Annotated in this window: 8 protein-coding genes; 6 read left to right on the top strand and 2 right to left on the bottom strand. The window is 68.8% G+C overall.

The window, feature by feature from the left end:
• A partial coding sequence (locus tag JHD82_RS27315; protein WP_199139922.1) for a DUF445 family protein occupies window positions 1-597 on the bottom strand: 597 nt, incomplete at its 3' end.
• Window positions 598-718: 121 nt separating this feature from the next.
• Between JHD82_RS27315 and JHD82_RS27320 the strand changes: the two genes are divergently transcribed.
• Window positions 719-976: a DUF3297 family protein gene (locus JHD82_RS27320; protein ID WP_013804396.1), complete on the top strand. Its 258-nt coding sequence runs from the start codon at window positions 719-721 to the stop codon at window positions 974-976.
• A gap of 51 nt (window positions 977-1027) precedes the next feature.
• On the opposite strand, the gene JHD82_RS27325 is transcribed toward JHD82_RS27320, so the two are convergent.
• Window positions 1028-1903: a ChaN family lipoprotein gene (locus tag JHD82_RS27325; RefSeq protein WP_071954228.1), complete on the bottom strand. Its 876-nt coding sequence runs from the start codon at window positions 1901-1903 to the stop codon at window positions 1028-1030.
• Window positions 1904-2064: 161 nt separating this feature from the next.
• Here JHD82_RS27325 and JHD82_RS27330 point away from each other — a divergent pair, with 161 nt between their 5' ends.
• From JHD82_RS27330 to JHD82_RS27350, 5 genes are all read left to right on the top strand, one after another.
• Window positions 2065-3963: a type IV pili methyl-accepting chemotaxis transducer N-terminal domain-containing protein gene (locus tag JHD82_RS27330; protein WP_199139924.1), complete on the top strand. Its 1899-nt coding sequence runs from the start codon at window positions 2065-2067 to the stop codon at window positions 3961-3963.
• A 28-nt stretch (window positions 3964-3991) separates the two neighbouring features.
• On the top strand, window positions 3992-4663 hold the full coding sequence (locus tag JHD82_RS27335) for a response regulator (RefSeq protein WP_012203037.1): 672 nt from the start codon (window positions 3992-3994) through the stop codon (window positions 4661-4663).
• Between the two features lie 425 nt (window positions 4664-5088).
• Complete coding sequence (locus JHD82_RS27340) at window positions 5089-6411, top strand: nitrate/nitrite transporter (RefSeq protein WP_199139926.1); 1323 nt, start codon at window positions 5089-5091, stop codon at window positions 6409-6411.
• Window positions 6412-6427: 16 nt separating this feature from the next.
• Window positions 6428-7888, top strand: coding sequence for an MFS transporter (locus tag JHD82_RS27345; protein ID WP_199139928.1), 1461 nt, complete (start codon window positions 6428-6430; stop codon window positions 7886-7888).
• A 67-nt stretch (window positions 7889-7955) separates the two neighbouring features.
• Window positions 7956-10987, top strand: a 3032-nt coding sequence (locus JHD82_RS27350) for a nitrate reductase subunit alpha (protein ID WP_199139930.1), incomplete at its 3' end; no start/stop codon positions are given.

Raw genomic sequence — 10987 nt, forward strand, 5'->3', positions numbered from 1 at the left:
GTCCAGCACGGCCTGGTGGCGGCCATCCCTGGTCAGGCCCGACAACAGATCCGCCGCCGCGCGGGGCAGGTCCACCTGGGCCAGCAAGGCCTTGAATGCCTGTGTCAGAAAGCGCTCCACCTGCCGGTCCTGCACCATCTCCAGCGCCGCCAGCGCCAGCCGCGCCACCTGCCGCCCCAGCAGGGTGCTGTTGGCCGGCGTGGTCAGCCAGCCGGCCAGCACGCGGGCGGGATCATGGCGCTCGATCAGCGCCACCAGCGAAGGGCCGTCCAGGAACTTGTCGCGCACGAAGTTCGCCAGGTTCTCGCCGATGCGGTCCTTGTTGCGCGGGATGATGGCCGTATGGCGCCCGACCAGGGGCAGCGGAATGCGCCGGAACAGCGCCGACACCGCAAACCAGTCGGCCAGCGCGCCGACCAGCGAGGCCTCGGTCACGGCCTTGATGCAGGCCAGCCACAGCGGCACCTGCTGCCAGTGCCCCGCCGCCACGGACGAGGCCACGAAGCCCAGCGCCACGAACAGCAGCAGCGCCAGCGGCAGGCGCTTGGCCGACTTCAGTGTTTGACGTTGCTCTGGCGACAGCATGGAGCGCAGCATACGACGCCCGTCCGCCATCCGCATGACGATGCCTGCCGCCAAAGCCTGTCAGCCAGCGCCTGCCTGCGAATTGCGCGGACAATACCGGCTTTCTTCAGAACCCTCTTGCGAGAACAAGACCATGACCGACGCCAACGCACCCGCCGATCGCCCCGCACTGCCCGACCACCTGTCCATCGACCCGCGCAGCCCGCACCATGTGGCCGCAGTGTTCGAGCACGACATCGGCATCCGCTTCAACGGCAACGAGCGCTTCGATGTGGAGGAATACTGCGTGAGCGAGGGATGGATCAAGGTGCCGGCCGGCAAGACGGTGGACCGCAAGGGAAAGCCCCTGCTGATCAAGCTCAAGGGCGCCGTGGAAGCTTTCTACCGCTGATTTCCGGCCGGTCGCAAGGCCGGCCGCAACCTCTTCAGGAATCAGCGGGCTTCAGCCCGCATCGGCCCGCGGCGCCGGCGGATTCCTGAACTTCTCCCGCAGCTCGGCGCAGTGGTCCTTGGCGGGCAGGGCATCCGTCTTCTGCAGCCAATCCACATCCGAGGCCTGCGCCACCGATGTCTCCCCCGCCTGCGCCACGGCCACCTTGGCGCCTGCGGCCTCGGGCAGCCAGGTGGGAATGCCAACGCCGCGCAGCACGTGGCCGCGCCCGGCCACCAGCAGCACGGTCTTGCCGGGCTTGACAGCGGCCCTGGCCACCTCGGCCATGCTGGCGTCGCGGGCCAGCTGGATGCGGGCCATGGGCGCCAGCTGGGTGTCGGGCAGCAGGCCGCAGTGGCCTTCGCGGATGGCGTCGAGCTGGCGCTGCCAGCCCTCGGGCGGCAGGTGGGTGTCCAGGTTCTCGTTGCGCATGGCCTGCTTCATGTCGGCGCGCGGCAGGTTGCCGCCCAGCACGGGCACGCCCGCGCGCACGGCGGCCATGACCACGCCGCGGTAGCGCGGCCAGGGCCAGGCCGCGTCCTGCCATTGCAGGGCCTGCTGCACCGCGTCCTCGGAGGCGTCGCGTGCGAGGCTGGCCGTGGAGCCCGTGCGCGGCGCCATCTCGATCACCAGCGCGGCCAGGCGCTCCTGTTTTGCCAACTGCTCCACCGTGGCCTGCTGCCAGGCCTGGTGGGCGACCGCATCGTGCTGCTCGCCCAGCAGCACGATGGGCGCGTCGGACCAGCGCTGCAACTGCTGCGTCCAGTCCCGCGCCGGGGCGGAGGAGCTGGCGCAGCCGGCAAGGGCTGCCGCCAGCAATGCGGCCGCAGCCAGGCCGGCAAGGCGCGGGGTGCGGATGAAGGGGCGGAGGTGGGAGCGGACTTGCATGGCCCCATGCTAATCACTGGCCTCGCCCGGGGACGCCATAGGCCCTGTGGGCATTGGGGGCAGTTGAAAGGATCCTAGGAATCGGGGCGGGGGCACGGCGCAAACGGGCGACGCTTGATTCAGGTCAAGACGCGCAAATGTGCCGTGGCTACAGTGCAACCATGCATGGCAAGCCCTCGCTTTCGACCAAGCTGCTGCTCATGGGCGCGGCCTGCCTGCTCGCGGCTGTTGCATCGATCGGTTTCACGCTGTGGGTGGCCTGGCAGCTGGAGGGCGGCGCGGCGGCGGTGAACGAGGCCGGGCGGCTGCGCATGAGCATGGTGCGCATGGCCATGGCGCGCCAGAACGAGGCGCCAGCGCAGTGGCAGGAGCGCGCACGGCAGTTCGACGCCAGCCTGGACCTGCTGCGCAGCGGCGACATGTCGCGGCCGCTGTTCGTGCCCTGGAGCGATGCGGTCAGCGCGCGCTACGAGCGCATACGCGGCGACTGGAGTGCGCTGCGCACGCAGTGGCAGGCCGAGGACCATGTCGATGCGCAGGCCATCATGGGCAGCGCCGATGCCTTCGTGCGCGAGGTGGACGGCTTTGTCGAAGCCATCGAGGACCGGCTCTCGCGCTGGACGGCCATCCTGCACCTGTTTCAGATGTGTCTGATGGCGCTGGCCATCATCGCGGCCGTGAGCTTCATGGCCACCAGCTACTGGCTGGTGCTGCATCCCGTGGGCCAGCTGCGCTCGGCGCTGGAGCGCATGCGCCGCGGACACCTGGACACGCGCATGAGCGTGGAGGTGGATGACGAGTTCGGCCAGCTGGCGGCCGGCTTCAACCTGATGGCCCAGTCGCTGCAAAGCTCTCACGCCGAGCTGGAGGACAAGGTGCGCGAGAAGACAGCCAGCCTCAACGTGCAGCACCAGCAGCTGCAGGCGCTGTACGCGGTCAGCGTGCAGGCGTCGGAGGCCGCCAGCCTGCAGTCCCTGGCCGAAGGCTTTGTGCGCCAGGTCCGCCTGGCGGCCCAGGCCGATGCGGCCACGGTGCGCTGGTCCGACGAGGCCAACGAGCGCTACGTGCTGCTGGCCGGCGACGGCCTGCCCCAGTCCATGTCGGTGCAGGAGCACTGCCTGCACACGGGCGCCTGCCTGTGCGGCCAGCCGCGCGAGCAGGCGCGGCTGCGCGTGATCCCCATCACTCCGGCCAGCGACCTGCAGCTGCCCCACTGCCGCGAGGCCGGCTTCCAGACCGTGGTCAGCATCCCCGTGCAACTGCAGCAGCGCCTGCTGGGCGAGGTCAACCTGTTCTTTCGCTCCACCGTGGTGCTCACGGACGACATGCGCGACCTGCTGTCCGCCATGGCGCGCCACCTGGCCAGTGCCATGGAAAGCCTGCGCGCCACGGCGCTGGAGCGCGAAGCCGCCGTGGCCGAGGAGCGCGGCCTGATCGCGCGCGAGCTGCATGACTCCATTGCCCAGTCGCTGGCCTTTCTCAAGATACAGACCCAGCTGCTGCGCGACGCCGTGGCCAAGGGCCGCGACGAGGCGCGCGACCGCAGCCTGGGCGAGCTGGAAGTGGGCGTGCGCGAATGCTATGCCGACGTGCGCGAGCTGCTGGTGCATTTCCGCACGCGCACCAGCGCCGAGGACATCGAGGCCGCGCTGCGCGCCACGCTGTCCAAGTTCGAGCACCAGACGGGCATTGCCACCTCGCTGAGCATGACGGGCCAGGGCCTGCCGCTGGCGCCCGATGTGCAGATCCAGGTGCTGCACATGGTGCAGGAGGCGCTGTCCAACGTGCGCAAGCACGCGGGTGCCAGGCATGTGGAGCTGCGCGTGGGACGCCACCCCTGGCGCTTCGAAGTCTGCGACGACGGCTGCGGCTTCGTCCCCGCCGCCGTTGCGCCGGACTCTCTGCATGTGGGCCTGGGCATCATGCGCGAGCGCGCCCTGCTGGCGCAGGCGCTGGTCCATGTCCACTCCCGCCCCGGCGAGGGCACGCGCGTGCTGATCGAGCTGCCGCCGTCGGCCTCGGCCGGCGCGCCGGTGCAGGCCCTCCCCTCGAACGCGTGACACGCTCCCGCAAGAAAAAGACCGCCCCATGTCCTTCTCCAGCCCCATCTCCGTCTTCGTCATCGACGACCACACGCTGTTCCGGCGCGGCCTGATCGCCCTCATCGCCCAGGACGCAGGCCTGCGCGTGGTCGGCGAGGCCGGCGACGCGGGCGAGGCCCTGCGCCTGGTGCCCGCGCTGGCGCCCCAGGTCATCCTGCTGGACAACCACCTGCCCGGCGTGCTGGGCGTCGATGCCATCGCGGGCCTGCGGGCCGCATCGCCCGGCAGCCGCGTCGTCATGCTCACCGTGAGCGAGGACGGCCAGGACCTGGCGGCCGCGCTGCGCAACGGCGCCCAGGGCTATCTGCTCAAGACCATCGACGGCGACCTGCTGTCCGAGGCCCTGCGCCGCGCCGCGCGCGGCGAGCCCGTGGTCAGCCCCGAGATGATGGGCAAGCTGGTGGCGGCCTTCCAGTCCCAGGGCGCGCCCGAGCCCCAGGCGCCCGAGCCGGACGAGGCCCCGGCCTCGCCGCTGTCCCCGCGCGAGGAAGAGGTGCTGGTCCAGATCGCCCGGGGCGCCAGCAACAAGGAAATCGCCCGCACGCTGGACATTGCCGAGACCACGGTCAAGATCCATGTGCAACACATCCTGCGCAAGCTGGGCCTGAGCTCGCGCGTGCAGGCGGCGGTGTATGCGTCGGAGCGGCAGCGGGATTGAAAGGCCCATTGCGGCGGACCGCACGGTGCCCGGCGGCTCGCTTCGGGCCGTGCCGCTGCAGCCGGGCTCTGCCTGTTCCCACCACACCAGAGCGGCGCTTGCGCGCCTGTGGGAGCGCAGTACGAAATCGGCGTTGAGCCGCAACCCCTGAAGTTCAGTTCCCCCTGAGCAACTGCGCCGCTTCCCGTTGTGCGGCGCCCCGCTGCAAGGCGGCTCCTGCCTGACTTTGCAGCGTCGTGTGGCATCTCCGTTTTTCCGTTGGCGGCCGGTGATCTGCTCCTGCGCCTGCTTCCCATAGTTCTTTGGAACTAGGCCCGCCTGCGCGCTCCTAGTTCTTCCGCCTTGTCCGAGCGTACGGCTGGCGGATGTGCGGCGCGGCCCTCGCGCGGGACCATGCAAGCCATAGCCCCCACGAGGAAAACAAAATGGCAAACACAGCGCCCACCGCACAGGGCGACCCCCGCAAGAGCAACAGCACAGGCACACGCCACGACCGCCAGGCCTGGTCGGTCCTGGCCGTCAGCACCCTGGCCTTCACCGTCTGCTTCATGGTCTGGATGATGTTCGGCATCATCGGCATCCCCATCAAGAAGATGCTGGATCTGAACGCCACGCAGTTCGGCCTGCTCACGGCCATGCCCGTGCTCACGGGCTCGCTGGTGCGCGTGCCACTGGGCATCTGGACCGACCGCTTCGGCGGGCGCATCGTGATGGCGGTGCTGATGGCCGTCACCGTGCCCGCGATCTGGGTGATGGGCTATGCCACCGAGTACTGGCACTTCCTGACCATCGGCCTGTTCGTGGGCCTGGCGGGCGGCTCGTTCTCGGTGGGCACGCCCTATGTGGCTCGCTGGTTTCCCAAGGAGCGCCAGGGCATGGCCATGGGCATCTATGGCGCGGGCAACTCGGGCGCGGCGGTCAACAAGTTCGTGGCGCCGGTGATCCTGGTGGCCTTCGGCTGGGCCGCCGTGCCGCATGCCTATGCGGCCATCATGCTGGGCGCGCTGGTGCTGTTCTGGCTGTTCAGCCACAGCGACCCTGCCCACCTGGTGCCCAGCAATGTGCGCTTCAGCGACCAGTTGAAGGCGCTCAAGGATCCGCGCGTGCTCAAGTACTGCCAGTACTACAGCATCGTCTTCGGCGGCTATGTGGCGCTGAGCCTGTGGATGGTGCAGTACTACGTGGGCGAGTACGGCCTGGACATCCGCGTGGCGGCCTTGCTGGCGGCCTGCTTTTCGCTGCCGGGCGGCGTGCTGCGCGCCATCGGCGGCTGGCTGTCGGACAAGTACGGCGCGCACAGCGTGACCTGGTGGGTGCTGTGGGTGTGCTGGATCTGCCTGTTCCTGCTGTCCTATCCGCAGACCGATTTCACGGTGCTCACCACCGAAGGCAGCACCCGCTTTCACCTGGGCCTGAACGTCCATGCCTTCACCGCGCTGATGTTCGTGCTGGGCATTGCCATGGCCTTCGGCAAGGCCAGCGTCTTCAAGTACATCAGCGACGACTACCCCGGAAACATCGGCGCCATCAGCGGCATCGTGGGCCTGGCCGGCGGCATGGGCGGCTTCATCCTGCCCATCCTGTTCGGCGTGCTGCTGGACTGGACGAGCATCCGCTCCAGCGCCTTCATGCTGCTGTACGGCGTGGTCTGGGTGTCGCTGATCTGGATGTATTTCACCGAGGTGCGCCGCACCGACGTGCTCAACAGCCACGGTGGCCACAGCGATGTGCAGCCGGCCGCGCGCTGAACCGCAGGAGTTGCACATGCATGCGAACACCAAGACCGCCGCAAAGGCATCCGCGCGCAGCCGCCCCGGCAGCGTGCTGACCCTCTGGCGCCCCGAGGACAGGCAGTTCTGGGAGCGCGAGGGCGAGGCCATCGCCAGGATCAATCTCTGGATCTCGGTGCCCGCCCTGTTCCTGGCCTTTGCCATCTGGCAGGTCTGGAGCGTGGTGGCCGTGAACCTGCCCGCGCTGGGCTTCACCTACTCCACCAACCAGCTGTTCTGGCTGGCGGCGGCGCCCGCGCTGTCGGGCGCCACGCTGCGCATCTTCTATTCCTTCATGGTGCCGCTGATGGGCGGGCGCCGCTGGACGGCGCTGTCCACGGCCTCGCTGCTGATCCCGGCCATCGGCATCGGCTACGCGGTGCAGGACACCAGCACCGGCTATCCGACCATGCTGATCCTGGCCCTGCTGTGCGGCCTGGGCGGGGGCAACTTCAGCTCCAGCATGGCCAACATCAGCTTCTTCTTTCCCAAGGAGCGCAAGGGCTCGGCCCTGGGCGTGAACGCGGGCCTGGGCAACCTGGGCGTGTCGGTGGTGCAGTTCCTGAGCCCGCTGGTGATCACGGCCGGCATCTTCGGCGTCTTCGGCGGCGATGCGCAGACCATCACCAAGGCCGGCGAGACCACCCGGGTCTGGGCGCAGAACGCGGCCTTCATCTGGGTGCCGTGGATCGCCATCGCCTCGCTGGCCGCCTGGTTCGGCATGAACGACATCGCCGACGCCAAGGCCAGCTTCGCGGCCCAGGCCGCCATCTTCCGGCGCAAGCACAACTGGGTGATGTGCCTGCTGTACCTGGGCACCTTCGGCTCGTTCATCGGCTTTGCCGCCGGCTTTCCGCTGCTGATCAAGAGCCAGTTCCCGGCGGTCAATCCGCTGGCCTATGCCTGGCTGGGCCCGCTGCTGGGCGCGCTGTCGCGGCCTTTTGGCGGCTGGCTGGCCGACAAGGCGGGCGGCGCGCGCGTGACGTTCTGGAACTTCCTCGTCATGGCCGTGGCCGTGGTGGGCGTGCTGTATTTCCTGCCCAAGGGCAGCGGCGGCTACGCGCTGGGCTTCGGCCCTGCCGAGGGCAGCTTCATGGGCTTCTTCCTGATGTTCCTCGTGCTGTTCCTGACCACGGGCATCGGCAACGGATCGACCTTCAGCATGATCCCGGCGATTTTCCTGGCCCTCAAGCAGCGCGAACTGGGCGCCCATCCCAGCGAGCAAGCGCAGGCCCATGCCCTCAAGGAGGGCAATACCGAAGGCGCGGCCGCCCTGGGCTTTGCGGGCGCGCTGGGAGCCTACGGCGGCTTCTTCATCCCCAAGAGCTACGGCAGCTCCATCGCCGCCACGGGCGGGCCCGAGCTGGCGCTGTGGGTGTTTGCCGCCTTCTATGTGCTGTGCGTGGGCGTGACCTGGTGGTACTACGCGCGCAGGAACGCCGAGATGCCCTGCTGAGCCTTGGGCCGCAGGCACTACTGCACCGAACAGCAACGCACCGCAACGAACAACAAGGAGTCCCGCGATGAGCCATTTTCTGGACAAGCTTTCCTACTTCTCCCTGCCCCGGCAGGAATTCTCCAACGGCCATGGCCAGGTGACGGGCGAGGACCGCACCTGGGAAGACGCCTACCGCGACCGCTGGGCGCATGACAAGGTGGTGCGCTCCACGCACGGCGTGAACTGCACGGGCTCGTGCTCGTGGAAGATCTACGTCAAGGGCGGCATCGTGACCTGGGAGACCCAGCAGACAGACTACCCGCGCACGCGCGCCGACCTGCCCAACCACGAGCCGCGCGGCTGCGCGCGCGGCGCCAGCTACAGCTGGTACCTGTACAGCGCCAACCGCGTCAAATACCCCATGGTGCGCGGCCGGCTGCTCAAGCACTGGCGTGCCGCCCTGGCCGTGGCCAGGAGCCCGGTCGATGCCTGGGCCGCCATCGTCGAGAACGCGGATGCGCGCAGCGAGTGGCAAAAGCAGCGCGGCCTGGGCGGCTTCGTGCGCAGCAGCTGGGACGAGGTCAACCGCATGATCGCGGCGGCCAACGTCTACACCATCAAGAAGCACGGGCCGGACCGCATCATCGGCTTCTCGCCGATTCCGGCCATGTCCATGATCTCGTATGCCGCAGGCAGCCGCTACCTGAGCCTGATCGGCGGCGTGTGCATGAGCTTCTACGACTGGTACTGCGACCTGCCGCCGGCCAGCCCCCAGACCTGGGGCGAGCAGACCGACGTGCCAGAGAGCGCCGACTGGTACAACTCCAACTTCATCATCGCCTGGGGCTCCAACGTGCCCCAGACGCGCACCCCCGACGCCCACTTCTTCACCGAGGTCCGCTACAAGGGCGCCAAGGTCGTGGCCGTCACGCCCGACTACTCCGAGGTCGCCAAGCTGGCCGACCTGTGGATGCACCCCAAGCAGGGCACGGATGCTGCCGTGGCCATGGCCATGGGCCACGTCATCCTCAAGGAGTTCTACTTCGGCGAGCGCGGCCGCCCGGCCTATTTCGAGGACTATGCGCGCCGCTACACCGACCTGCCGCTGCTGATCCGCCTCAAGCGCCAGCAACTGCCCGATGGCCGCACGGCCCTGGTGCCCGAGCGCTATGTGCGCGCCAGCGACTTCGACGGCCACCTGGGCCAGGACAGCAACCCCGAATGGAAGACCGTGGCCTACGGCGAGGACGGCGGCGTGGCCCTGCCCAATGGCTCCATCGGCTTTCGCTGGGGCGAGGCCGGCCGTGCCGACGAGGGCCTGTGGAACCTCGAATCCAAGGAGGCGCGCACGGGCAACGACGTGCAGCTCAAGCTCTCGGTGCTGGACGGCCAGGGCGTGGACAGTGAAGTGGCCGACGTGGCCTTCCCCTACTTCGGCGGCCTGCAGTCGCCGGGCTTCGACGCCAACGAGCAGGGCACGGATGTGCTGCTGCGCCGCGTGCCCGTCTCGCGCATGGTGCTGGACGGCGAGGAGGCCATCGTGGCCACCGTGTTCGACCTGCTGGCGGGCAACTACGGCATCCACCGTGGCCTGGAAGGCGAGGGCGCTGATGGCGGCTATGACGCCGATGCGCCCTACACCCCGGCCTGGCAGGAAAAGATCACCGGCGTGCCGCGTGACCAGGTGATCGCCATTGCGCGCCAGTTCGCCGACAACGCCGAGAAGACGCGCGGCAAGTCCATGGTCATCATCGGCGCGGCCATGAACCACTGGTACCACTGCGACATGAACTACCGCGGCATCATCAACATGCTGATGCTGTGCGGCTGCATAGGCCAGAGCGGCGGCGGCTGGGCGCACTACGTGGGCCAGGAAAAGCTGCGCCCGCAGACCGGCTGGACCGCGCTGGCCTTTGCGCTGGACTGGCTGCGCCCGCCGCGCCAGATGAACTCCACCAGCTTCTTCTACGCCCACACCGACCAGTGGCGCTACGAGAAGCTGGGCGTGGAAGAGGTGCTGTCCCCGCTGGCCGACCGCAGCCAGTACGGCGGCGCCATGATCGACTACAACGTGCGCGCCGAGCGCATGGGCTGGCTGCCCAGCGCCCCGCAGCTGCAGGCCAACCCGCTGCAGCTGGTGCGCGACGCCCAGGCCCAGGGCCTGGACGTGAAGGACCACGTGGTGCAGTCCCTGCAGGACGGCTCGCTGTCCATGAGCTGCGAGGACCCCGACCACCCGGCCAACTGGCCGCGCAACATGTTCGTGTGGCGCTCCAACATCCTGGGCAGCTCGGGCAAGGGCCATGAGTACTTCCTCAAGCACCTGCTGGGCACCACCCATGGCGTGCAAGGAAAAGATCTTGGAGAACAAGACCCCCCCGATGCGCTGCGCGCCTCCCCCCAGGGGGCGGCCGGCTTGGGGCGGCCCGGCGCCGGCCATTCGGCCAAGCCGCAGGAAGTGCGCTGGCACGACAAGGCGCCCGAAGGCAAGCTGGACCTGCTGGTCACGCTGGACTTCCGCATGAGCACCACCTGCCTGTACTCGGACATCGTCCTGCCCACGGCCACCTGGTATGAGAAGAACGACCTCAACACCAGCGACATGCACCCCTTCATCCACCCGCTGTCGGCGGCCGTGGACCCGGCCTGGCAGGCCAGGAGCGACTGGGAGATCTACAAGGGTTTCGCCAAGTCCTTCAGCGAGGTCTGCGTGGGCCACCTGGGCGTGGAAAAGGACGTGGTGCTGACGCCGCTGATGCACGACACCCCCGCCGAGCTGGCCCAGCCCGATGGCGTGCGCGACTGGAAGAAGGGCGAGTGCGCCCTGATCCCCGGCAAGACCGCGCCGCAGATTGCCGTGGTCGAGCGCGACTATCCCAACCTCTACAAGCGCTTCACGGCCCTGGGCCCGCTGATGGACAGGCTGGGCAACGGCGGCAAGGGCATCGGCTGGAACACCGAGACCGAGGTGGAGCAGCTGGGCGAGCTCAACGGCCTGGTGCGCGAGGAAGGCGTGAGCCAGGGCCGCCCGCGCATCGTCACCGACATCGACGCCACCGAGGTGGTGATGATGCTGGCGCCCGAGACCAACGGCCACGTGGCCGTCAAGGCCTGGGA

The sequence above is a fragment of the Delftia sp. ASV31 genome (genome assembly GCF_016428765.1).
In the GTDB taxonomy this organism is placed as follows: Bacteria; Pseudomonadota; Gammaproteobacteria; order Burkholderiales; family Burkholderiaceae_C; genus Comamonas; species Comamonas acidovorans.

Coding starts and splice junctions, on each gene's coding strand:
- JHD82_RS27320 (WP_013804396.1), top strand. CDS start 719: ATGACCGACGCCAACGCACCCGCCGATCGCCCCGCACTGCCCGACCAC.
- JHD82_RS27325 (WP_071954228.1), bottom strand. CDS start 1,903: ATGCAAGTCCGCTCCCACCTCCGCCCCTTCATCCGCACCCCGCGCCTT.
- JHD82_RS27330 (WP_199139924.1), top strand. CDS start 2,065: ATGCATGGCAAGCCCTCGCTTTCGACCAAGCTGCTGCTCATGGGCGCG.
- JHD82_RS27335 (WP_012203037.1), top strand. CDS start 3,992: ATGTCCTTCTCCAGCCCCATCTCCGTCTTCGTCATCGACGACCACACG.
- JHD82_RS27340 (WP_199139926.1), top strand. CDS start 5,089: ATGGCAAACACAGCGCCCACCGCACAGGGCGACCCCCGCAAGAGCAAC.
- JHD82_RS27345 (WP_199139928.1), top strand. CDS start 6,428: ATGCATGCGAACACCAAGACCGCCGCAAAGGCATCCGCGCGCAGCCGC.